The 21,928-nt window shown below is 47.0% G+C and carries 25 protein-coding genes; 17 read left to right on the forward strand and 8 right to left on the reverse strand.

What is annotated here, in order from left to right; translation table 11 throughout:
* The first annotated feature begins 10 nt into the window (after nt 1-10).
* The 6 genes from D1627_RS07110 to D1627_RS07135 all read left to right on the forward strand — a co-directional run bounded on the left by D1627_RS07110 (nt 11) and on the right by D1627_RS07135 (nt 4,809).
* Nucleotides 11-892: a DUF58 domain-containing protein gene (locus D1627_RS07110; protein WP_119431529.1), complete on the forward strand. Its 882-nt coding sequence runs from the start codon at nt 11-13 to the stop codon at nt 890-892.
* The gene (locus tag D1627_RS07115; protein ID WP_147383235.1) at nt 885-1,799 is read left to right on the forward strand and encodes a hypothetical protein; all 915 of its coding nucleotides are present in this window, start codon (nt 885-887) and stop codon (nt 1,797-1,799) included. Before D1627_RS07110 ends, D1627_RS07115 begins: the two co-directional genes overlap by 8 nt.
* A complete protein-coding gene (locus tag D1627_RS07120) occupies nt 1,783-2,832 on the forward strand; it encodes a vWA domain-containing protein (RefSeq protein WP_119431531.1) in 1,050 nt (349 codons plus the stop codon). The genes D1627_RS07115 and D1627_RS07120 overlap by 17 nt, the downstream gene beginning before the upstream one ends.
* Nucleotides 2,833-2,913: 81 nt before the next feature.
* Entirely contained in the window at nt 2,914-3,597 is a 684-nt protein-coding gene (locus D1627_RS07125) for a YggS family pyridoxal phosphate-dependent enzyme (RefSeq protein ID WP_119431532.1), read from the forward strand.
* A gap of 375 nt (nt 3,598-3,972) precedes the next feature.
* Entirely contained in the window at nt 3,973-4,419 is a 447-nt protein-coding gene (locus D1627_RS07130; protein WP_119431533.1) for a DUF2750 domain-containing protein, read from the forward strand.
* A 12-nt stretch (nt 4,420-4,431) separates the two neighbouring features.
* Nucleotides 4,432-4,809, forward strand: a complete 378-nt coding sequence (locus tag D1627_RS07135) for a DUF423 domain-containing protein (RefSeq protein WP_119431534.1) — start codon at nt 4,432-4,434, stop codon at nt 4,807-4,809.
* Between the two features lie 73 nt (nt 4,810-4,882).
* Here the strand turns inward: D1627_RS07135 and D1627_RS07140 are convergent, their stop codons facing one another.
* From D1627_RS07140 to D1627_RS07160, 5 genes are all read right to left on the reverse strand, one after another.
* Entirely contained in the window at nt 4,883-5,452 is a 570-nt protein-coding gene (locus tag D1627_RS07140; protein ID WP_119431535.1) for an outer membrane beta-barrel protein, read from the reverse strand.
* Nucleotides 5,453-5,501: 49 nt separating this feature from the next.
* Complete coding sequence (locus tag D1627_RS07145) at nt 5,502-6,125, reverse strand: hypothetical protein (RefSeq protein ID WP_147383237.1); 624 nt, start codon at nt 6,123-6,125, stop codon at nt 5,502-5,504.
* Nucleotides 6,126-6,272: 147 nt separating this feature from the next.
* Nucleotides 6,273-6,716 (reverse strand): DUF1573 domain-containing protein, encoded by a 444-nt coding sequence (locus tag D1627_RS07150; protein ID WP_119431537.1) that lies wholly within the window; start codon nt 6,714-6,716, stop codon nt 6,273-6,275.
* 80 nt (nt 6,717-6,796) lie between these two features.
* Nucleotides 6,797-8,203: an ATP-dependent DNA helicase gene (locus D1627_RS07155; RefSeq protein ID WP_119431538.1), complete on the reverse strand. Its 1,407-nt coding sequence runs from the start codon at nt 8,201-8,203 to the stop codon at nt 6,797-6,799.
* 66 nt (nt 8,204-8,269) lie between these two features.
* Nucleotides 8,270-8,737, reverse strand: a complete 468-nt coding sequence (locus D1627_RS07160; RefSeq protein WP_119431539.1) for a PaaI family thioesterase — start codon at nt 8,735-8,737, stop codon at nt 8,270-8,272.
* Nucleotides 8,738-8,774: 37 nt separating this feature from the next.
* On the opposite strand from D1627_RS07160, the gene D1627_RS07165 reads away from it, so the two are divergent.
* The 3 genes from D1627_RS07165 (at nt 8,775) to coaD (ending at nt 10,862) form a co-directional block, all read left to right on the forward strand.
* The gene (locus D1627_RS07165; RefSeq protein WP_119431540.1) at nt 8,775-9,260 is read left to right on the forward strand and encodes an NUDIX domain-containing protein; all 486 of its coding nucleotides are present in this window, start codon (nt 8,775-8,777) and stop codon (nt 9,258-9,260) included.
* Nucleotides 9,261-9,348: 88 nt separating this feature from the next.
* Nucleotides 9,349-10,236, forward strand: a complete 888-nt coding sequence (locus D1627_RS07170) for a DUF3822 family protein (protein ID WP_119431541.1) — start codon at nt 9,349-9,351, stop codon at nt 10,234-10,236.
* 149 nt (nt 10,237-10,385) lie between these two features.
* Nucleotides 10,386-10,862: a pantetheine-phosphate adenylyltransferase gene (coaD, locus tag D1627_RS07175; protein ID WP_119431542.1), complete on the forward strand. Its 477-nt coding sequence runs from the start codon at nt 10,386-10,388 to the stop codon at nt 10,860-10,862.
* Here coaD and D1627_RS07180 read toward each other — a convergent pair.
* Entirely contained in the window at nt 10,819-11,499 is a 681-nt protein-coding gene (locus D1627_RS07180; RefSeq protein WP_119431847.1) for an NUDIX hydrolase, read from the reverse strand. The genes coaD and D1627_RS07180 overlap by 44 nt on opposite strands.
* A gap of 109 nt (nt 11,500-11,608) precedes the next feature.
* On the opposite strand from D1627_RS07180, the gene pyrE reads away from it, so the two are divergent.
* Nucleotides 11,609-12,247 carry an orotate phosphoribosyltransferase gene (gene pyrE / locus D1627_RS07185; RefSeq protein ID WP_119431543.1) on the forward strand — a complete coding sequence of 213 codons (639 nt, stop codon included), beginning with the start codon at nt 11,609-11,611 and terminating at the stop codon, nt 12,245-12,247.
* 157 nt (nt 12,248-12,404) lie between these two features.
* On the forward strand, nt 12,405-12,905 hold the full coding sequence (locus D1627_RS07190) for a metallophosphoesterase family protein (protein WP_119431544.1): 501 nt from the start codon (nt 12,405-12,407) through the stop codon (nt 12,903-12,905).
* Between the two features lie 113 nt (nt 12,906-13,018).
* Here the strand turns inward: D1627_RS07190 and D1627_RS07195 are convergent, their stop codons facing one another.
* The gene (locus tag D1627_RS07195) at nt 13,019-13,210 is read right to left on the reverse strand and encodes a hypothetical protein (protein ID WP_119431545.1); all 192 of its coding nucleotides are present in this window, start codon (nt 13,208-13,210) and stop codon (nt 13,019-13,021) included.
* A 76-nt stretch (nt 13,211-13,286) separates the two neighbouring features.
* On the opposite strand from D1627_RS07195, the gene D1627_RS07200 reads away from it, so the two are divergent.
* Both D1627_RS07200 and D1627_RS07205 read left to right on the forward strand, forming a co-directional pair.
* Nucleotides 13,287-14,312, forward strand: coding sequence for a threonine aldolase family protein (locus tag D1627_RS07200; RefSeq protein ID WP_199688392.1), 1,026 nt, complete (start codon nt 13,287-13,289; stop codon nt 14,310-14,312).
* Between the two features lie 39 nt (nt 14,313-14,351).
* Complete coding sequence (locus D1627_RS07205) at nt 14,352-14,984, forward strand: DNA-3-methyladenine glycosylase family protein (RefSeq protein ID WP_119431546.1); 633 nt, start codon at nt 14,352-14,354, stop codon at nt 14,982-14,984.
* Here the strand turns inward: D1627_RS07205 and D1627_RS07210 are convergent, their stop codons facing one another.
* Entirely contained in the window at nt 14,985-16,067 is a 1,083-nt protein-coding gene (locus tag D1627_RS07210; protein ID WP_119431547.1) for a DNA topoisomerase IB, read from the reverse strand.
* Nucleotides 16,068-16,293: 226 nt separating this feature from the next.
* On the opposite strand from D1627_RS07210, the gene D1627_RS07215 reads away from it, so the two are divergent.
* The 4 genes from D1627_RS07215 (at nt 16,294) to D1627_RS07230 (ending at nt 21,873) form a co-directional block, all read left to right on the forward strand.
* Entirely contained in the window at nt 16,294-16,698 is a 405-nt protein-coding gene (locus D1627_RS07215; RefSeq protein WP_119431548.1) for a hypothetical protein, read from the forward strand.
* Between the two features lie 84 nt (nt 16,699-16,782).
* Nucleotides 16,783-19,632, forward strand: a complete 2,850-nt coding sequence (locus D1627_RS07220; RefSeq protein ID WP_119431549.1) for a M16 family metallopeptidase — start codon at nt 16,783-16,785, stop codon at nt 19,630-19,632.
* Nucleotides 19,633-19,842: 210 nt separating this feature from the next.
* Entirely contained in the window at nt 19,843-20,676 is an 834-nt protein-coding gene (locus D1627_RS07225) for a M48 family metalloprotease (RefSeq protein ID WP_449421206.1), read from the forward strand.
* A 54-nt stretch (nt 20,677-20,730) separates the two neighbouring features.
* On the forward strand, nt 20,731-21,873 hold the full coding sequence (locus tag D1627_RS07230) for an App1 family protein (RefSeq protein ID WP_119431551.1): 1,143 nt from the start codon (nt 20,731-20,733) through the stop codon (nt 21,871-21,873).
* Nucleotides 21,874-21,928 lie beyond the last annotated feature (55 nt).

The raw sequence follows: 21,928 nt of genomic DNA on the forward strand, positions 1-21,928 counted from the left end.
GCACCTCCAGATGAAAGAGCTTGTAAAGAAGCTAAGAAAATACGAGATACGCATACGAAAAGCTATAACCACACAAATGCAGGGTGATTTTCATTCTGTATTCAAGGGAACGGGCTTGGAATTTGACGATGTGCGCGCCTACCAATACGGGGATGATGTACGGGCCATTGACTGGAATGTGTCCGCCAAGGGCCATGGCACTTTCGTGAAAACTTACCGCGAGGAAAAAGAACAGTCGGTTTTTCTGATGCTGGATGTTAGCGCCTCGCAGCTGATTGGCACCGGTGAGCAGCAAAAGCTGGATGTGGGCAAGGAGATATGCGGGGTGCTGGCACTTTCTGCGGCCCGCCAGCAAAGCCAGATCGGCATTATCTGCTTTTCAGATCAAAAAGAAAAATACTTGAAACCCGGCAAAGGCATCCAACAGGCCTACTCAATTATTAAGGCGCTGAACGAGCTGGAACCTGTATCGCAGAAAACCAACCTTGCTGCCGGCATTAAACTTACCCTGGATATTATCAAGCGCCGAAGCATTATCCTGCTTCTCTCTGATTTTATTGATAACGACTACGAGAAAGAGCTTGGAATGCTGGCCAAGCGCCACGACCTGATTGTGCTGCACCTCCAAGACTTGCGCGAGCAGCGCTTGCCCGCCATGGGCATCGTACCTATATTTGACAAAGAAACAGGGCGCACACATTGGCTGAATACCTCCGGCGATGAATTCAGGAAGCGTTACCTGGCAAGATATGCCCAGAATAAGCAGGAACTAATGCGCATCTGCCAAAAGTATCAGGCCAATTACCTTACCATCGAAACGAATGAAGATTATGTGCCGCAACTTATAAACCTGTTCAGGCTCCGTAATAAGTCCACCAAGAAAAGTGCGTAACCATTCTATATTCTTTATACTTTGCCTGATGCTGCCTTTCTCAGTTCTGGGGCAGCAACAAAGGCTCCCCCTGGGGCAGTTTAGCCGGGATAGCATCCAACTGGGCGAGTTGGTCGAGTATACCTTGGTGTATCGCCATCCGGCAGCAGAAGAGGTCGTTTTACCCGCCGAAAAGTATAACTTCTCCCCTTTCGAGCTTGTCCGTAAATCGTTTCACCCGACAGTTACAATGGGGGGCATTAGCACCGATAGCGCCATTTATACCTTGCGCACATTCGAGACAAATGCGGCGCAGCAATTATCCTTGCCTGTATTTATACTTAGGGAGCAGGACACCGTGCATGTTTTTGCCGCAACTCGTGAGGTACATGTTAAGCAACTGGTCAGCAACCTGGCAGAGCCGCTACAGGTAAAAGCCATTACCGACCTAGCCCTTGTGGAAGAACGTTTTAACTGGCCTGTGGTATTGCTCTGGGTAATCGCCAGTATCACTTTTCTGACACTTGTATGGCTGATTTTCGGTCAATCTATCAGGCGGAAGTATAAACTTTATCGCTTGCGTAAGGATCACTTATACTATGCTTCGCGCTTTAACTCGCACAAAGACCGCTTCGAGAAATCCGGTGCGCCGGTAAGTATAGAGAAAGCCGTTACCCTCTGGAAAAACTATTTAACCAAAATGGAACGCAAGGCCATTAACTCCTTCACCACTAAAGAGATTGTAGAATTTTATGACAACGACGAAGAAGTGAACACTGCCCTGCGCATCTGCGACAAAGCAATCTATGGCAACCTCCAGTCTGAGTCGGAGGGCGAAACTAATCTGGCCCTAAGTATGCTGCGCCGCTTTGCAAAAGCCCGCTATAAGACACACCGAGAACTCATCAGCAATGCTAGAACTAGATAACGAACACTGGGACTGGCTGAGCTTTGACTGGTTTAGCTACGCTACGCTCCATTCGTTCGATTGGGTATACCCCTTGGTGCTATATGCGCTGCCGGCCATTCCGGTTATTTTTCTCCTCAAATCCATACTTCGCCGTAACACCCGCAATAAGGTGGATGTCGCCCTATTTGCAGGCACTACCCGCTGGCAATGGACGAGCCTGCTTCGCTTTGTGCCCCGCATTGTTTTCATGCTTTTTGTGTGCCTGGTGATGCTGGCTCTGGCTAGGCCGCAGCGCGTTAACGAACAATTGGAACTCACATCCGAAGGAATAGACATTGTGCTGGTGCTCGATGTTTCTGGCTCTATGGAGCTGCAAGACATCTCGCCTAATCGCCTGGAGGCAGCCAAGGAAGTGGCGCTGGACTTTATAAATGGGCGCGTGCAGGACCGTATCGGGATGGTGGTTTTTGCCGGAGACGCCTATTCCCTGGCACCATTAACTACTGACTATGACCTGCTGCGCGAAAGCATAAACTCCATTGCCCTTAAGATGATCCCCAACGATGGCACAGCCATTGGAAGCGCCCTGGCCGTGGCCATAAACCGCATGCGCGAATCAGAGGCTAAAAGCAAAGTGGTTATACTTATCAGTGACGGCGAAAACACTGCCGGCAGCCTCGACCCCGAACTTGCCGCTCAATTAGCCTTCGCTTACGACATAAAACTTTATAGCATCGGGATTGGTAAAGATGGGCAAGTACCTTACCTGGATGAGAATGGAAACACGATGTATATAGAAACCCAAATGGATGAGTCTAGTCTGCGGCAGATTGCCAGCATCGGAACCGGTAGGTTCTACCGTGCTGACTCCCGTGATGCGTTGCAGCTCGTGTTCCGTAATATTAATCAGCTGGAGAAAACAGAGGTAAAAGAACTGCGTTTCCGCGACACGCAGGATTACTACCAGGTCTACCTGAAGTGGGCACTGCTCCTGCTCCTGCTCTGGATGTTGCTTAAGAACACGTTTATTAGCAATGTGCTAGAGGATTAGCCGAGCGTAGATTATACTTTAACTGACGCGCGATAAATTGTTAGCATATAAACTCTTATATATCACTCTACAGAATAAAACATGAGCATCAAAAATAATATTTTATACTTCGATGAGCAGCTGCGGCCTACACCCTGCCGCTTGGTTGCCGTTTCTAAAACCCACCCGGTAGAGGTAATTAAAGAAGCCTATGACGCGGGGCACAGACTCTTTGGGGAGAATAAAGTGCAGGAACTAATTGAGAAGTATGCATTGCTGCCCCATGATATTGCCTGGCACCTTATTGGGCATCTACAAACTAACAAAGTAAAGTATATCGCTGAGTTTATCGATACCATACAGTCGGTGGACAGCCTGAAACTACTAATGGAGATTAATAAAAGGGCCGAAATGCTAAACCGCACTACACCCATTAATTGCATGTTCCAGATCTCCATTGCTGACGAAGCCACAAAGTATGGAATGACTTGCCAGGAAGCAGAAGCTATACTTCAGTCGGATGCGTACCGCGCTATGAAGTATATCCGCATCACGGGCGTGATGGGCATTGCTACAAACACAGAAAATGAGAACAAATTGCGCAGCGAGTTCCGAAACTTACGCGCCTGCTTCACCCGCCTGAAGGAAACTTTTTTTGCAGCCAACGATGACTTTAAGGAAATATCTATGGGTATGACCTCTGATTGGCAATTGGCGCTGGAAGAGGGCAGCACCATGATCCGGGTGGGCAGCGGCATTTTTGGAGCAAGAGACTACAGCAACTAAGCTTAAATTGCCTTTGGTCAAAGTATAGCTCATGCAGAGTTTCCTGCCATAGGAGCAGTAACCTTTGGGTTTAAAAAAAGCCTTAGCTAATGCTTTTTATTGACTTCCGAAGCGTACAAAGTATACCATATGGATTATACTGCCCTCCATAGCAAGCTGCTTAGGTTAGCCTACAAAGTCATTGGCTTGTGAGAGCTTTAACGCTAGTAACGGCTCCCTAAAGCAGTGGAGTGTGGACAAGCCTAGATTCAACTCTCAAAACTTGAACCGCAAGCTATAGCTGTTAACTCCAAATCTGGCTTATAGCATAAGTATGCTCATATTTGTGTAATTTGCTGCAAATTCATAGATTTAGATATAAAAAGGGAAAAGATCATGACAGAACATGCCGCAGACATCGAAAAGCAATACAAGACCTTCATTCAGCGTGTTGTAGAGACTGGGAAAGTATGGGGGCTTACCAAAGATGAAACTTGGGCTACTTCCAGCTCATCAGAGTTTGAAGACACAGAAGTGATCCTTTTCTGGTCTGAGCAAGAGCTCGCAAAAGCCTGTGCCGCCGATGAGTGGGAAGAGTATTCTCCAGAATCGATTTCTTTGGCTGAGTTTCTTGAGAACTGGTGCGTAGGCATGTATGGCGATGAGCTGCTTGTTGGCGCTAACTGGGATGATAACCTGATAGGTAAAGAAGCCGAACCACTTGTTGTTGCCCTGGATGTGGTAACCCAATTAAAATCCGAAGGCAAAACTATAGAGTTTGAGCAATACGACAACCAACAGGAGTTTGAGGATCAGGTAATTGAGGCACTAGAGGCAGAATAAGCGTTAACATCCGTGACACAGAAAACCATAATCTTAATTGCCAGCTTGCTGGGGGGGCTTACTGTAGCTATTGGTGCCTTTGGGGCGCATGCCTTGTCGGCCACATTACAGGCTACCGGCCGCGTGGATACTTTTGAAACGGCTGTAAAATACCAGATGTACCATACCTTGGCACTGCTTGCCGTAGGGCTTTTGCTGTTCCGTGTAGAGCAGCCCGCGCTACAGGTTGCCGCTTGGTGCTTCTTTCTGGGGATACTAGTGTTCTCAGGGTCATTGTACACACTTTGCGCTACCGGTATCACCTGGCTTGGCGCCATAACTCCTATTGGCGGAACACTTCTTATAGTTGGCTGGGGCGCATTGTTTTATGCCATCATGAAAGCTCTATAAGTTTTAGATAAGAATTATTTTTAGAGAGCTGCCATCGGTGTTCAGTACATCATCCGGCAGCTCTCTTTCTTTATTAGAACCTTCGGCTCAGGCCAAACTGCAGCAAGCCTTCATACCCATACCCAAGTTCAGCGAATAAGCCGGTTTGCTTCGTAGTTCTTATACCAATGGCTGTCACTTGGTAGGCCATGTTGGTTTCTTGTTCTGTAGATCGCTCAGCATAGTTATAGCTATAGGTCGTGTGGTTTATGCCTAAAGCCAGACCACTGTAGGCTTCCAGACGCTCCTTTTTCCCTAAGTATACATTAACTTCTGGCATCAAAGTATAATATTTTCCCCTTGATTTAATGGAGCTGTTCCCATTCTTGCCCCCTGACTCCCGTAGGGTTAATTGTGCGAAATTAGCATTCATGCCAATATTAACCCGCTCATTGAGGTGGTAGCTATACTTTAGACCGATTGGACCCAATGCGCTTAAAGCATCATCTCCGGGAACAAAAAGTTTAATGAAGCTTGTCTCCAGCACTCGCGATGTGGCGAAGCCATAGCTCACGCCAACTTCATGAGGCTTATGCTGTTCCGATGCCTGGTTACAGCTTAGCAAAGCAACAGCTGCAAGGATAATTTTAACTTTGTTTTTCATATAGATGTTTTGGGGATGTGCATTTTTCGATAACAGATGTTAATAGGTTTTACTGGATTGGTATGTTATAGCCAATATTTAACAAGCCATCAAAACCAGTACCGGAATCAATGTAGAAGCGTTTTTTACGGCCAATGCGTGCACCCAACGGCGTAACGTGAAAGGCTGGCACAAAAGCATGTGTAACATCTTCGTTAGTAGACTTTTCGTGGAAGAAAGACGCCCCCAGCTTAATGCCGGAGTAAAACTCGACTTGCGGTAGCCTGGCCCAGTAATACTGAAACTGTGGCATCAGGGTGATAAAATGGTTTTTGGAGTTTACCTGATCGGAAGTATAGTCTTTGTTTATGTAGTTGGCATAGTTGGCTTCTATGCCAAGACTAAGCTTTTCGGAAGGGAAATAATTATAGCCTATTATAATTGGCCCCATAAACAGAGTGCGGCTTTGCCCCCTGGAAAACGAGTCGCCGATGGCATCTGCAAGTATAGAAACCAGTTGAGGCAGCGACATAAAACCGTATCCGGCGAAAATCTCGTGCTTGATTGGGGGTGCAGCAGCTATATCTTGTAAACTGGCGTCTGGAGGAGACGATTGTGCCCATGCCAGGTTTATACAAAGCAGCGAACCACTACAGGTAAGCTTAAATTTGTATGCAAGTTGTCTGTTTTTCATAGGAGGTTCGCATTGCTTTGATTAATACAATATCAACCTAATATTCAACTATTTAAAATATTTAGAAGAAAATAATTGCTAAATACTATATAAAAAGAAAAGCCCTCACGAGGAGGGCTTTAACGTAATTAATACGTGCTAGGCTACTTATTTCTGAGAAGCGCTGGCAGTTGATTTGTCTTTGATATTAGTAACGATGTAAACATACTTCGTGCCTTCTGCCGCGTTTGAATGTATGGTTAAAGGCTTCTTTTGCTGGCCCAGTTTACCGGCGCTGTTAAATTTGGCAGTGATGAATCCACTCTTACCCGGCATTACAGGCTCCTTAGTCCAGTCTGGGGTGGTGCAACCGCAGGAAACATCCACGCGCTCAATAACAAGCGGCTGGTTACCAGTATTCTTAAACTTAAACGTGTGCTCCACTACATCACCCTGGGTGATATCGCCAAAGTTATGCTCGGTTTCTTCAAAAGTGAGGGCAGCACCAGTTTTGGCTTGCTCCTGAGGGGCTGTAGTTTTAGGTTTTTCCTGGGCAACCGCTCCACCGGCAACAAGGGCGGCAAATGCAAACGAAAGAAGTACTTTTTTCATCTTATGAAAGGGTTAAAGTTATTACGATAGCTTATATACTAATTTTGCTTCTTAAACGATGCAAAATAATATTTCTTTTGTCAGTCAACTAATAATTGCTCATTAAAGTTCAGCAGGAATAGCTCTTCGGATGACCTTGTAAGAGCCGTATACAGCCACCGGGCGAGTTCTTCGTTCACCATATCTTCCTTCAAAAAACCCTGGTCTACGAACACAGCCTGCCATTGGCCACCCTGCGCCTTGTGGCAGGTGAGCGCATAGGCAAACTTAACCTGTAAGGCATTAAGGTATGGGTTTTTCTTTAGCTCCTTGTAGCGCTCGCGCTTGGTCGGGATGTCCATGTAGTCTTTCAGCACTTCCTCGTAAAGCTTCTTGTTCTGGTCCGAGGGTAAAGCGGGGGCATCGGTGTAGAGGGTGTCAAGCATTATTTTAACTTCTTCCTCTTCCGCATCAGGGTAATCCACGAAACGGAGCCGCACATCCGCGAAGCGGAAGCCATACATCTCCTCGTCGCGGATAATCTTGGTTATCTCCACAAAATCACCGTTCGCCATAAAGCCGATATCCGAATCCTTGGCAAGCCAGAAGTAGTTGTTGCGCACTATCATCAGGTAATCTCCCACACCGATTTCGTCCTCGGCAAAGAACATGCGCCGCCGGATGTGCTGGTTATACATGTTGGCCGTTTTATTAGAACGGCAGATCACAATTGTGTTTTCGATGCCAAACTTATCATAAGCATAGCGTAGCCCGTCCTCTAGCTTTTCCCCTGTCATCCGGAAAATATCGCGCCAGCCTTTGGTAAACAGTTTTATCTCGAGGGGCTGCTGTTGCATGCGGTCCCGGAGTTGGGTGGCATTCATGAGTATGCCAGAAGCTTCTGCCTGGCGCATTACCTGCCGAAGCTCCATGCCTTCCACATGGCACCGGAAGTTGTTTTTCATATACTCCATATCCAGCGAAGGGCTCAGCGCCTGCCCTACCGGCGGCAGCTGCGCCGTGTCTCCGATCAGGAGTAGTTTGTTATTCTTCTTATCAAAAACATACTTAAGCAGGTCCTGCAACAAGCCATTCTCACCGAAGCCGCTTTCGTCCGAGATCATCGAGGACTCATCCACAATATAAACCGTATGGTCTGATTTATTTGGTTGCCGCGTAAACGCAAGCCCCTCGGAAAAGGGATTTGCAGTTTGACGGTAAATTTTTTTATGAATGGTAAAAGCCGTACGCCCACTGTAGCTGGCCATTACTTTTGCCGCACGGCCCGTGGGAGCCAACAGCACATACTTATAGCCAAATTTGTTCAGGATTTTGACCAATGAGGTAACCACCGTTGTTTTACCGGTACCGGCATATCCTTTCAGCAGGAAAACCTGCCGTTCATCCGTTTTATTAAGTATAAATTCATCCAACTTGGCAAACAGCTTTGCCTGGTCCTCTGTCGGTTCAAACGGAAAACTATTCCGTAAAGCTTCTACTGTGCGCATAGCGGCAGTTAATAAGTTTTAGAGTAGGAGAGTTTGTGAGTTTTAGGGAGCCGAATTTTAAACTCTTTACGCCTCTTTCCCTTTAACTCTCAAAATGTCTTCCGGGGTGATGGTGGCCATACTTGTGCTGGCTTTGGCGATGAGCAAGGGTTTCCCTTCTCCTTTTACAGCATACACTTCGGCTTCGCAGAAATTTATTTTCCGCCCTTGCTTTAAAACATAACCTTTGGCCAGCAGCTTGTCTCCCAACCCCGGGTGAAAGTATGATACCTTTATTTCAGCCGTAACCACATGATGATCTTTGGGGACTAAACTCACCGCTGCAAAACCCGCCACGATGTCGGCGAGGGTGGCAATAACACCACCGTGCGCAAAACCTTTATGCTGCAAATGCTTTTGTTCTAAAACCAATTCGCCTTCTATCCTGCCAACTTCTATCTTTGTTACGTTAAAGCCCATGAGTTGCATAAATTCTTGCCGCTTTAGCTTCTCACGGATGTCAGCTTCGTAATCGGGGTTGTACGTTTGTATCATTCTGTAAAAATACTATTAAAAACACCCATAGCCAACCATGCCAGATTTAAACCCAGCTGCCAGCACATTTGCCCACAAATTACGCGTACGTGTTTGCGGCATCTGCATCCAGGATCATAACTTGCTTTTAGTGCGCCACGCAAAAACGCTGGCTAATGATGTGTTTTGGGCCCCGCCGGGTGGAGGGTTACAGTATGGGGAAAGTATGCAGCAATGCCTGATACGTGAGTTTAAAGAGGAAACAGGCTTGGATGTGGAAGTCAGCAGATTCTTGTTCGTGAATGAGTTTGTATACGAACCACTCCACGCAATTGAGTTTTTCTTTGAGGTACAGGTTTTAAACGGAGAGCTGCAAAAAGGCACTGACCCGGAGCTAGACGAGCAAAGCCAATTGATTGAAGAAGTAGCCTGGATGAGTATGAAAGAAATCCAAAGTATACCTATCCCAGACCGACACCGTGTGTTACAATATTTAATATCGCTGGACGATCTGATGGGGATGCCGCATAATTTTATGCCATAAGGCGCAGAATGCTGCCAATTGCCATAATTTTTTTATACTTGCATAAGCGCGCCCGGGCCGCAAAAGCATTCACAGGATTCCAGACACTTTGAACACCATTAACACACATTACAGGCTCTCCCACCAGATTCAGGATGAAGCTTTTATACTTTCGCAGGCAGCCAAGTGCAATCTGTACCTTTCTATCAGCCAAAAATCTATTCGGCTTGCAGTTATGGATACGGAGCGTAATAAGTTTGTAGTACTGGAGGATTACGAGCTGATCACGGTGTTTACCCCGATGCAGGTAGCTGAGCAGCTTCGCCTCATTGCGCAGGAAAACCCACTGTTGCAGGAGCAAAAATGGAATACCATCCGTTTGGCTATCAGTAACATACATTTCACGTTGGTGCCCGAAACGCTTTATGACCCGGCTCATCAGCATGATTACCTGCGCCTGCATTCAGACCTTAACCCATTGCAGGATGTGGTGTTGGCCTACCGCCACAACAGCCTTGAGGCAATCAATATATTTTCGCTGGATGCCTCTACTTATCAGGCTTTGGAGGCTTTGTTCCCGGAACGCCAGTTGCAGTTTGTGCACCAAACCAGCACGCTTATAAGAAGCGTTTTACACTTGGCACCTCGTACAAACCTGCGCAGCATGTATGTTTTTGTGGAGCGCAATTATGTAACGTTGCTCGTGGTGGGGCCATCCGGGTTAGAGTTCTGCAATATTTTTCATTACCTGAGCCCCGAAGATTTTATTTATTACATCATTTTCGTGATGCAGGAGCAAAAGATGAACCCAGAGCAGGAAACGATTATGGTATGGGGCGATATCACACACGACTCCTCCTTGTTTAACATACTTCAGAAGTACATCCGGCAAATTAAACTGGGTAAAAAACCTTCTGACCTGGAGTACAGTTATAAGTTTCATGACATGTTTGAGCACCGCTACTTCGAGCTATACAGCCTGCACCTGTGTGAGTAATTTTTTGTTGGATTGTTTGAAAGTATAAATGTCTGTGATCCGCTTCGTCGAACGATACAGTAATCCCAACCAATAACAACTAGAAAATTCAGCAGCCTGCCTAATCAGCGTACATCAGTTTAACCATCAAGCCATTCAACAATAATCTAATGAAAAGAATTGCCCTCTTCCCCGGTTCATTTGACCCTTTTACCAACGGCCATTATGATGTGGTGATGCGTGGGGCAAAGCTTTTCGATGAGGTAATTGTGGGGATAGGGAATAACAGCAGCAAGCAGCGCTATATACCCGTAGATAAGATGCTGGATATTATGACCCGCATCTTTGAGAATGAGCCAACTATAAAAGTGCAGATGTTTACCGGTTTAACGGCAGAATATGCCCGTGAGGTGGGTGCACAGTTTTTGCTGCGTGGCCTGCGCAACACTACCGATTTTGAATATGAAAACACAATCGCTCAGGCCAACCGCCATGTAAACCATGATTTGGAGAGCGTTTTTCTGATAACATCACCTCACCTTGCCGCCATAAGCTCTTCCATTATCCGGGAGATTCATCGCTTTGGCGGCAACGTGGATGAGTTTATACCTTTCCAGTTTTCTGAGATTGCAGATATTGTCGGATAATGAAGGCAATGGAAGTATACGCTTTTGGCAGCACTTCCTGTACTTCTTCCGGCGTCATCCAGCGCACTTCCTCAATAAACTCCTCGGCTTGCGGCTTCATTAGGCTATCGTCGGTGCACTGCATTATATACCAGCTGGTTTTCTTCAGGATTTTTTTGCCTTTAAATGCATAGGAGTGCCAGGTTTTGGGTAATTTCTCTATCACCTCCACCTTTATGTTGCACTCCTCCTCTACCTCGCGCAGGGCGCCTTGCTGCACTTTCTCTTTTTTCTCAAGCTTGCCTTTCGGAAGGTCCCATACACCCAGGCGGTAAATCATAAGAATTTTTCCGTCCTTAAGCACTAAGCCGCCTGCTGCGCGTATTATTTTGAACTGATCTTTCAGGTGCTCGATCAGCTTTTTCTTTTTCTGCCCCACCAAAGTAAGTGATTTCAGCTTCTTAAGCTTCTTCACCTCCATTAGCCGTACCAGGCGGTCGATCAGGTGCGGATCAGCCTCTTTAATGAGGACGTCTCCCACTAGGTCTTTAGAAGTAAAATGGTCAGACGCTTTAAGTATAAGGTCATACTCATGCTTGTAAACTTTGTCTGAGGCCTTTTTAAGGATTAAGGGAATATCGTTAATAAAAACGTTCATGTGGTTTGGGTGCTTCTGCTGAAGCGCTAATTTATACAAAACAAAAAATAAATCGACTCTTTCAAAATACGCATCCTTAAAAAGGAAGATTATTTATGTAAATTCGGGCATGGATTCTATGACAACAGCACATCAGGTTGCCTCTTACCTGCTAGAGACAGAGGCGGTGAAATTAAGCCCCGATCAGCCGTTTAAATGGAGCAGTGGCTGGAACTCACCTATTTACTGCGACAACCGTGTAACGCTTTCCTTTCCGCACATACGCAGCTACATAAAGCAACAGCTTGCTGATCTGATTAAGCAACAATACCCCGAGGCTGAAGCTATAGCAGGCGTTGCCACAGCCGGTATAGCCCAGGGAGCCCTTGTGGCTGACTTGCTCGAAATGCCTTTCCTATACGTGCGTCCGGAGCCAAAGAAGCATGGTATGGGTAACCAGATTGAGGGCCGTTTGTTGCATGGCCAAAAAGTGGTGATGATAGAGGACCTGATTTCTACGGGCGGAAGCTCCCTTAAAGCCGCTGAGGCCGTGAAAGTTGCAGGTGCCGAGGTAGTTGGTATGGCTGCCATTTTCACCTATGGTTTTGCCTTAGCAGATGAAAACTTTAAACAAGCAGGCATTCCGTTGTTCTGCCTTAGTAACTATAACGCGCTGCTGGAGGCCGCCGCCAAGCAAGGTTACATTCAAGAGTCTGCCATGGATACGCTGGCACAATGGCGCCAGTCTCCGGACACTTGGAACGTTTAAGACTTTACTCTTTTAATTATATCAAGGCAGTGGCATCGGGGGGGCACTCCTTTTCCACTGCTTTTGTTTTAAGTGAAGCCTCAGCTGCTTTTTAAGCATACGCTCAAAACATGCTTGCCTAAAAGTCAGTATCATCTACCTGACCAATAGACCTACTATGCTTAAAATTGGACTGCTTTCAGACACCCATTCATACCTCGACGACCAGATCCTGCGCCTTCTCGCTGACCGCGATGAGATATGGCACGCTGGTGATTTTGGAAATATGGAAGTATCGGATAGATTGCGGGAGTTGGCGCCGTTGCGCGGCGTGTACGGCAACATTGATGGTGCAGACATCCGTCATGTTCACCCGAAGGTGCAGCGCTTTGTAGCAGACGGTTTAGACGTAATGATGACACATATTGGCGGCTACCCGGGAAAGTACCACCCGGATGTGCGGGAAAGCATAAAGCTAAACCCTCCGCAGCTATACATTACCGGCCACTCACATATTTTAAAAGTGATGCCCGATAAAAGCATTAACAACCTGCTGCACATAAACCCGGGTGCTGCAGGAAAGCACGGCTTTCACAAAATCCGGACAATGGTGCGCTTTGCCATAGACGCCGGCGTGGTGCAGGGCCTGCAAGTGATAGAACTAGGCAAACGGGCATAAAAAAAGTGTGCCTGCCTAAGCAAACACACTTGAAGTCTTTTTTCAGTAAGCCGCCGCCATTTGCTTGGAACAGCAGCGGCAGCAGATGGTCTTACTTACGCGAAATAAAAAAACTATTCAGCTGCAGTTTCTTCCGTCTGCTCAGCTTTCTTGTTTTTTGGCGCTTCACCGAACTGAGCTCTCAGTTCATCCATATCAACGTTCTTGATAACTGGTGTCAACAGAAGTTGCTTAATTCTAGCTACTTTGTTGTTTGCTCTTGCCTTATTTCTGCGATCTTTTCTTTTTAATCTAGTAACTCCCATCGTTGCAATGTTTTTAATTTGAACGGCAAAAGTAAGTTATTATTTTTACAATGTAAAGCATTCCTAGAGCAAATTCATGATTCAAAATATAGACCTCCGCTCCGATACCGTAACAAAACCAACGCCCGAAATGCTGCAAGCCATGTTTGCCGCACCTGTTGGCGATGATGTTTACGGCGAAGACCCCACAGTGAACGCGCTGGAAGAAAAGACCGCTGCCTTGTTTGGCATGGAGGCCGGCCTCTTCTGCCCTTCCGGCACCATGACCAACCAGATCGCGATAAAAGTGCATACGGCCCCACTCACTGAAATCATCTGTGAGGTAGACTCGCACATACACCAGTATGAAGGCGGCGGTATTGCCTTTAACTCGGCAGCATCTACGGCTTTAGTACACGGTGAGCGGGGCAAGATGACACCGACACAGGTTGAGGCGCACATTCGGCCGCTAAACAATATACATTTCCCGGAAACGCGCCTGGTGTCCTTGGAAAACACTTGCAACAAGGGTGGCGGCTCCTTTTATACCTTGTCAGAAATTGCCGCGGTTTCTGATGTTTGCAAGAGGCATAGCCTAGCAATGCACCTAGATGGGGCCCGCGTGTTTAACGCCCTAGTGGCCTCCGGTGATCGGGCTGCATCTTATGGCCTTTACTTCGACAGTATTTCCGTGTGTTTATCGAAAGGATTGGGAACGCCAGTTGGCTCAGTCTTGCTGGGTACTAGACCGTTTATTCAGCAGGCCAGGCGCGTACGCAAAGTATTAGGGGGCGGCATGCGACAGGCAGGCTACCTGGCAGCAGCAGGCATATATGCACTAGAAAATAATATTGAGCGATTAGCAGAGGATCATGAAAAGGCAAAACAGCTGGAGCAGGTCCTTAAAGAAGCCAATTACGTTAATACTGTGCTTCCCGTGGATACAAACATTGTCATCTTCAAACTGAACGACAGGTTTACCGACGCACAGTTTGTGGACGCCTTAGCAGAACAGAACATACTTGCCAGCAGCTTTGGCCCGCAGATGATCCGCCTTGTGACGCACCTTAACATCACTGATCAGATGCAGGAAAAGCTTTTGGATACGCTTAAACGCCTATAACACCTAACTGCTCAAGCTTATCATACTTCATACTTCCTGATGCAAGATTCCCAACAGAATAATCCCGGCGAAGAGATAATGCAGGCACTTGCCTGTGATGAAACTATTTGCAGAATAATTCGTGCTGGCAGGCCACTGAAATCCTCTCGTTCTGAAGATTTATACTTTAAACTGCTAAGCTCGATTGTGTCGCAGCAGCTGAGCACCAAAGTGGCTGCCATTATCTTTAAACGCTTCACAGAACTTTTTCCGGAACAGTACCCGCATGCGCACCAACTGCTCGATGCTCCGGATGAACTACTACGGGGAGCTGGCTTATCTTTTCAGAAAATCGGTTATGTACGCAATGTAGCAGCCTTTGCATCCAAAGGTAACTTGCAGCACAGCACGATCAGCACCATGGAAGACGAAGCACTCATCAGGCATCTGACCCAGATTAAAGGCGTGGGCCGCTGGACCGTTGAAATGCTGCTCATGTTTGCCCTAGAGCGACCGGACGTTTTCCCGGTGGATGACCTGGGCATACAAAACGCCATGAAACGCCATTACAATCTGGAGTTGAGTGGCAAAGCCTTGCGGGTAAAAATGCAGGAGATAGCCGAGAACTGGCGCCCTTACCGTACCGTTGCAAGTAAATACCTATGGCAGTCGCTGGAAAATATGCCGAAATAATTAAGCCGCTTTCTTCTCGCGGGCTACACGCTTCAGCATTTTAAGCACAAATTGCTCGGTAGATGACAAATGGTTTTCCGGTGAGTTTTCCGCGTTGTGCCGCTCCAAATACTTTAGCAGGCGGTCTTCGCGAAACATGTTGACCACCTCCGGGTGGATGTAATACTTTGTACAAACCGTAGGAGTGTTTCCTAAGCCTTTTGCCACAGTTTTCACCGCTTCTCGTATGGTTTTCTCTTTATCGCCATCTTCCTTTTCCTCAATCACTTTCTCCAGGCACTCCACCATGCGCACGGTGCCGCCCCAAGTCCGGAAATCTTTAGCCGTGAAATCATACTTGGTGACCTCGCGCAGATACTCATTCACATCGCCAGACTCCAGTACTTGCCTGTTGCCGTCTTCGTCGTAATACTGAAACAGGTCATACCCCGGAATATCGCGACACTTTTTCACTAGCTTTGCCAACCTGCGGTCTTTTAAGTCAATCTCATGCTCCACACCTTTTTTGCCCCTGAAAGAGAACTTTATACTACTGCCATTAATTTTAACGTGCTTATCGCGAAGGGTCGTTAGACCATACGACTTGTTTGACTTGGCGTAATGCCGGTTCCCTATGCGTATCAGGGCATTATCCATCAGAGAAAGCACAAGCGCTGTAACTTTTCTGCGATCGAGGTTACGGGTACTAATATCAGCATCGATCTGTTCCCGGAGCTCTGGCAGGCACTTACCAAACTCAATCATGCGGTCGAATTTAGTGAGGTTGCGTGCCTGCTGCCACTGCGGGTGGTAAATGTACTGCTTGCGGCCTTTAGCATCTCTGCCGGTAGCTTGCAAATGGCCTTTGACGGATTTGCAGATCCATACATCCGTCCAGGCTGGCGGAATCACCAGTGCCTTTATGCGGGCAAGCTCCTTTTCATCCTCTAGGCGTTGACCTTTGTTGTCGAGGTAATAGTATCCTTTTCCGGCGCCTTTTCTGGTATAGCCGGGTTTATCGTCTGAAGTATAGCGTAAGCCTGCCCATGCTGCTGATTTGCTCGGGTCGGCGTAGAGTGCGTGTACCTTGTTGGTTTTTGCCATAGTATTAAGCCTTGTTTAATAGTGGCTTTCAGAACTTCATACTTCAGATTTCAGCAAAAGTTGTACAATTAAATGCACCTAAGTAGTAGGTTTGCCTGTAATCAGGGTCATGCTTGCACATTAGACAGTTTTCTGCCACTATCCCACACCAGACTATTTCTATCATACTTTTATCAGGATTCTGGCTTATCTTTAAGCTCGATTTAAGCGCGCAACCAAAACATTTATGCACAAAAACATCTCCTACTTATATGCATTTTTCGGCTTCTTTATGCTTGGCTGCGGCATTGTAGCCGTAGACTTGGCCGGCGAGCAAGCCAAAACAGCTTTAATTACAGGGGCTATTGGCGGCTTACTGGGTTTAACCGCCGGGCATTTCCTGAACCGTGGCAAACGCTGGGGCTTTGTGTTAGGCACTATAGAGGCAGGCCTATTAACAATGCTGCTCGGTTGGCGTGCCGGTACTTATTTTATTCGCTTGCTAGGCATGGTGCAGCAGCCGCAGGGGCCAGAAACCACCGAAACCGCAGGAATGGCTTTTTTGCTTACCACTGCCATGCTTGTCATTGCCTTGCTCACGTTTACAGTCTCTGTTATGTTTGGTAAGCAGGTGTTAAGCGAGACAAAATAGGGTTTCGTCTATAAAATTTCATATTAATATTTTGATGTGCTATCTTGATTAGGAAACTAAATTTCCAATCAACTAACATCGCACATGGTAAATAAAACCGTCCTGAGCATGATACTTACCGCAAGTGTGGTAGGTGTTGCAGAAGCTCAGACAAAACTCGTGGAGCAGGTAACCAGAAAAGGAGATGAACTGGTTATTCCTTACACCAAGTATAAACTTGCCAATGGTCTTACACTGATCGTTCACGAAGACCACTCTGACCCTGTAGTACACGTAGACGTGACCTACCATGTGGGTTCTGCCCGAGAAGAAGTTGGCAAATCAGGTTTTGCGCACTTTTTTGAGCACATGATGTTCCAGGGATCAGATAACGTTGCCGATGAGGAGCATTTTAAGATTGTGTCGGAATCCGGCGGGACGCTGAACGGCACCACCAACCGCGACCGCACCAACTACTACGAGACCGTGCCAAGCAACCAGCTCGAGACAGCCCTATGGCTGGAAGCCGACCGCATGGGTTTCCTGCTGGATGCCGTAACGCAGCCTAAGTTTGAAGTGCAGCGCGAAACCGTTAAAAACGAGCGCGGCCAGAACTACGATAACCGCCCATACGGCCTAGTGTATGAAATGACCTCTAAGAACCTGTATCCTTACGGGCACCCATACTCCTGGACGACTATCGGCTATATAGAGGATCTGAACAGAGTAAACGTAAACGACTTAAAGAATTTTTTCCTGCGCTGGTATGGGCCAAACAATGCCACTCTAACGGTGGGCGGCGACGTGAAGCCAGCAGATGTTGTAAAGCTTGCTGAGAAATACTTCGGATCTATTCCGGCGGGACCTGCGGTGGAGAACATGAAACCTGCACCAGCCAAGCTCTCCGAAGACCGCTATGTTAGCTACGAGGATAACGTGCGTTTCCCGATGCTGCGCATGACCTTCCCTACCCCAGAAGCCGGGCATAAAGACGAGCCTGCACTGGACGTGCTCGCCGAGGTGTTAGGCCAAGGCAAAACGTCTATCTTCTATAAAAACTTCGTGAAGGAGCAGAAAGCCATGCAGGCGTCTGTTTATAATTCAACCTCCGAGCTTGCCGGTGAGTTTGGCATTTCGGTAGTCGCTTACCCAAACATGAAACTTTCTGAAACAGAAGCATTGGCGCGCCAGTCAATTGCTGAGTTTGAGAAGCGTGGCGTAACCGATGAAGATCTGCAGCGCTTTAAGGCACAGGCCGAATCAAGCCTGATTAACCGCATGGCCAGCGTGAGCGGCAAAGTATCGCAGTTGGCATACTATGAGACCTTCCGCAATAACCCGAATTATATTCAGGAAGAAATCAAGCGTATTCAGTCGGTAACCAAAGAAGACGTGCAGCGGGTTTATAACCAGTATATCAAAGGAAAAAACGCTGTTATACTTAGTGTGGTACCAAAAGGCAAAACAGAGTTACTTGCCAAAGCTGATGATTACACTATTTCTAAAGATGGCTTTAAACCGGCTGCGGATGAGTACAGCGGCCTGAAATATACAAAAGCCGTTGATACCTTTAACCGTTCTCAAAGACCTTCATCGGGCGCAAACCCAGTGGTTGCTGTTCCTAACTATTATACTTCAAACTTTAAGAATGGCCTGAAGCTGATCGGCACTAAATCTGATGAGATTCCGACAGTAACCATGCAGCTTAGCATAAAAGGCGGACACCGCTTGGAAAGCAATAACCCCGGCAAAGCAGGTGTTGCCAACCTTACGGCTGATATGCTGAACGAGGACACACAGAACTATACTTCAGAGCAGTTCAGCAACGAGCTGGACAAGCTAGGCAGTTCTATTCGCATCGGGTCCGGCACTGACGAAACTTACGTTATAGTGCAGTCGCTGAAGAAAAACCTCGACAAAACCCTTGCCTTGGTTGAGGAGCGTTTGTTCCGCCCTAAGTTTACGCAAGAGGATTTTGATCGCTTGAAAAAGCAGCAGCTTGAAGCCATCGCAAATCAGGCTACACAGCCAACTGCCATTGCCAACAACGTGTATAATAAGCTTCTCTATGGCGAAGGTAACATCATGGCAATCCCTACTTCAGGTACCTCCGAAACTGTGGAGAATATTACGCTTGCCGATGTGAAAAACTTCTATAACAACTACTACTCTCCTTCTGTCACAGAAATGGTAGTTGTAGGTGATATTTCGGAAAAAGAGCTAATGGGCAAACTTAACTTCCTTAAAAACTGGAAGAAAAAGGATGTAAAACTGCCTGTTGCCGCTAAAACTCCTTCCATCGATAAAACACGAATTTACTTTGTAGATAAGCCTGATGCCGCGCAATCTGAGATCAGAATCGGTTACATGGCTATGCCTTTCGATGCCACCGGCGAGTATTACAAAGCCGGACTGATGAACTATGCACTGGGTGGAGCGTTTAACAGCCGCATTAACCTGAATCTGCGCGAGGACAAAGGCTATACTTACGGTGCCCGCTCATACTTTAGCGGTGGTCAGTTTGCTGGGCCATTCACGGCGTCTGCCGGCGTGCGTGCCGATGCTTCCGCAGAATCGGTTACAGAGTTTATGAAAGAGCTTACCAACTTCCATAAAAGCGGAATATCTGAGGATGAGGTTAAGTTCATGAAGAGCTCCATTGGCCAGGCTGATGCGCGCAAGTATGAAACGCCGTATCAGAAAGCCGGTTTCCTGGGCCGCATCCTGGAGTATAATCTGAGCAAGGATTACGTGAAGAAGCAAACAGATATCCTCAACAACATCACTAAAAAGGATATCGATGCACTTGCCGCGAAAAACCTGCCGGTGAATAACATGCACATTGTGGTAGTGGGTGACAAAAAAACCGTACTCCCAAAATTGGAGGCTCTCGCCTACGATGTAGTTGAGCTTGACACAGATGGCAACCCGATTGGGAGCTCGTCCGTAAAGTAAGCAGCATACTATACAAAAGTAAAAGCCTCCGCAAAGCCGGGGGCTTTTTTATTTTGCACGCTTTTTGGCATATCTTCGTCCGCAACCTTGGCTATGGCCATTTACGTAAATCATGTTGCCGTTGTAAATATAGCTTTACGCAATTATTTGACCTGGCAAGTATAAAAGTATGGCGCAGCAGCGTTGCACTAAAACCAACTAGCACTTATGATGAAGAAAACCCTTTTTGCCCCATTATGGCTATTAGCCTTGGCATGCACCCTTACGCTTACGAGCTGCGACAGCAACGACGGCGTTATTTTTTCGATACAGGATGATATTAACCTAGGTAACCAGGTAGCTCACGAGGTAGACTCTACGTACAAAGCACAAGGCAAGCTCCTTGACCGCAGCAGCAGTAACGCGAATACCCAAAAGGCCTACCAAAACCTCGACCGTATCGTAAACCGTATTCTAAACTCAGGGCAGGTAAAGTATAAGCAGGAATTTCCGTGGAAAGTAACCATCATTAAAGAGGATAACACCCTAAATGCCTTTGCTACACCTGGCGGGCATATTTACGTGTTTACCGGACTGGTTAAATTCCTTCAGGACGAGGACCATTTTGCAGGCGTGCTTGCGCACGAAATTGCTCACGCCGATAAGCGCCACAGTGTAAAGCAGCTTCAGCGCGATTACGGTATAGCGTTGCTCCTTTCGGTAGCTCTGGGTAATAATGCAGGTACCTTACGCCAGATTGCAGCCCAGCTGACCGGTACGCTGGCCGGCCTTAAATTTAGCCGCGACGCAGAATCTGAGGCAGACGAAACATCAGTGGCATACCTTGGCGGTACAAGCTACTACGCCTGCGATGGCGCTGCTGGTTTCTTCGTAAAGATGGAGCAGGAGTCGCAGCAGGGAGCTACCCCTGAGTTCCTGAGCACGCACCCAAGCCCTGAGAACCGTATTCAGGATATACAGCAAGAGGCAAAAGACCGGGGATGCAGCACATCGTCTGCACCGGATTCAGACTTTCAGCAGCTAAAAAGCGCACTGAATCTATAACTTTAAAATGCCTGCCCTGAACCAGCAGGCATTTTTTTTTATAAGCTCTTAACTATGAAAAACCTAAAGGACAAAGCATCTAAATTTATACTTAAGGGAGAAGAAAAACTCGATCTTCTTACGTTTCAGCTTAAAAATAAACTAAAGCTGAACACTCCCCTGCAAATCGTTACTTACAGAAGCTACGGCACCCCAGAGCGCCTCTATGTAAAAGGCCGCGTGCTGGTAGACAAAGGTATCCGGCAGTCGGAGGAAAACGATACCACCTGGGAAAACCTAATGAATATGTACCGCCGCTTCGAAAGCGATGAAATACCGAACGCGCGGGTGCAGCTAAGTTTGCAAGGCCAGCAACACGAGATAACGACGGATGCAGAAGGCTATTTTGTGCTAAACCTACAGCCTGAATCGCCCTTAGAGTTAGATGATATCTGGCACCCCATCAACATAGAGCTTATTGAAGCGCCTGTGCATGATTTTAAATCGGGCATTACTGAAACGGCTCATGTGTTGGTGCCGCCACCGGATGCAGAGTATGGCATCATTTCAGACATCGATGATACCATTGTAAGAACCGGAGCCACCAGTTTATTGCAAACTGGCAGAAACGTGCTCCTAAATAATGCCCATAGCCGCATCCCCTTTCATGGTGTGGCGCAGTTTTACCGCTCTCTGCAGCTGGGCCGAAACGGCAAGCGCAACAACCCGTTCTTCTATGTTAGCAGCAGCCCCTGGAACAACTATGACCTGCTCTACCATTTTCTGGAACTGAACGAAATTCCACAAGGCCCACTCCTTCTCCGCGACTTTGGCATTGATGAGAATAAATTCTTAAAATCGGACCATATGAGCCATAAGTACAAGGAGATCGAGAACATACTTATCACTTATCCGCACCTCAACTTTATACTTATCGGCGACAGTGGGCAGGCAGATGCAACCATTTACAGCGAAGTTGTAAAGAACCATCCTGGCCGAATCATGGCGATCTACATTAGGGACGTAAATGTAGAAAATCGCTCTAAAGCAGTTACTTTGCTTGCCGATACACTCAAAAAAGAGGGTGAGGTAGAGATGGTTCTCGTAAAAGATACCGCCGCCGCCGCCGCACATGCCGCTGAGTGTGGCTTTATATTTACCGAAGAGGTGGAGGAAGTTGAGAAAGAAGCTGAATTGGATAAAAAAGGAGATGCCTAACTGAGGCACTTACTAGAACAAAAACAGCAGGTATAACAACCTGCTATTTTTATGG

The sequence above is a fragment of the Pontibacter oryzae genome (assembly GCF_003576375.1).
Lineage (GTDB): Bacteria > Bacteroidota > Bacteroidia > Cytophagales > Hymenobacteraceae > Pontibacter > Pontibacter oryzae.

Coding starts and splice junctions, on each gene's coding strand:
- D1627_RS07200 (WP_199688392.1), top strand. CDS start 13,287: ATGATTCAAAATATAGACCTCCGCTCCGATACCGTAACAAAACCAACG.
- D1627_RS07230 (WP_119431551.1), top strand. CDS start 20,731: ATGAAAAACCTAAAGGACAAAGCATCTAAATTTATACTTAAGGGAGAA.
- D1627_RS07125 (WP_119431532.1), top strand. CDS start 2,914: ATGAGCATCAAAAATAATATTTTATACTTCGATGAGCAGCTGCGGCCT.
- D1627_RS07215 (WP_119431548.1), top strand. CDS start 16,294: ATGCACAAAAACATCTCCTACTTATATGCATTTTTCGGCTTCTTTATG.
- D1627_RS07120 (WP_119431531.1), top strand. CDS start 1,783: ATGCTAGAACTAGATAACGAACACTGGGACTGGCTGAGCTTTGACTGG.
- D1627_RS07210 (WP_119431547.1), bottom strand. CDS start 16,067: ATGGCAAAAACCAACAAGGTACACGCACTCTACGCCGACCCGAGCAAA.
- D1627_RS07165 (WP_119431540.1), top strand. CDS start 8,775: ATGCCAGATTTAAACCCAGCTGCCAGCACATTTGCCCACAAATTACGC.
- D1627_RS07205 (WP_119431546.1), top strand. CDS start 14,352: ATGCAAGATTCCCAACAGAATAATCCCGGCGAAGAGATAATGCAGGCA.
- D1627_RS07130 (WP_119431533.1), top strand. CDS start 3,973: ATGACAGAACATGCCGCAGACATCGAAAAGCAATACAAGACCTTCATT.
- D1627_RS07225 (WP_449421206.1), top strand. CDS start 19,843: ATGAAGAAAACCCTTTTTGCCCCATTATGGCTATTAGCCTTGGCATGC.
- D1627_RS07140 (WP_119431535.1), bottom strand. CDS start 5,452: ATGAAAAACAAAGTTAAAATTATCCTTGCAGCTGTTGCTTTGCTAAGC.
- D1627_RS07160 (WP_119431539.1), bottom strand. CDS start 8,737: ATGATACAAACGTACAACCCCGATTACGAAGCTGACATCCGTGAGAAG.
- D1627_RS07150 (WP_119431537.1), bottom strand. CDS start 6,716: ATGAAAAAAGTACTTCTTTCGTTTGCATTTGCCGCCCTTGTTGCCGGT.
- D1627_RS07145 (WP_147383237.1), bottom strand. CDS start 6,125: ATGAAAAACAGACAACTTGCATACAAATTTAAGCTTACCTGTAGTGGT.
- D1627_RS07155 (WP_119431538.1), bottom strand. CDS start 8,203: ATGCGCACAGTAGAAGCTTTACGGAATAGTTTTCCGTTTGAACCGACA.
- D1627_RS07110 (WP_119431529.1), top strand. CDS start 11: ATGAAAGAGCTTGTAAAGAAGCTAAGAAAATACGAGATACGCATACGA.
- D1627_RS07220 (WP_119431549.1), top strand. CDS start 16,783: ATGGTAAATAAAACCGTCCTGAGCATGATACTTACCGCAAGTGTGGTA.
- D1627_RS07180 (WP_119431847.1), bottom strand. CDS start 11,499: ATGAACGTTTTTATTAACGATATTCCCTTAATCCTTAAAAAGGCCTCA.
- D1627_RS07190 (WP_119431544.1), top strand. CDS start 12,405: ATGCTTAAAATTGGACTGCTTTCAGACACCCATTCATACCTCGACGAC.
- pyrE (WP_119431543.1), top strand. CDS start 11,609: ATGGATTCTATGACAACAGCACATCAGGTTGCCTCTTACCTGCTAGAG.
- D1627_RS07195 (WP_119431545.1), bottom strand. CDS start 13,210: ATGGGAGTTACTAGATTAAAAAGAAAAGATCGCAGAAATAAGGCAAGA.
- coaD (WP_119431542.1), top strand. CDS start 10,386: ATGAAAAGAATTGCCCTCTTCCCCGGTTCATTTGACCCTTTTACCAAC.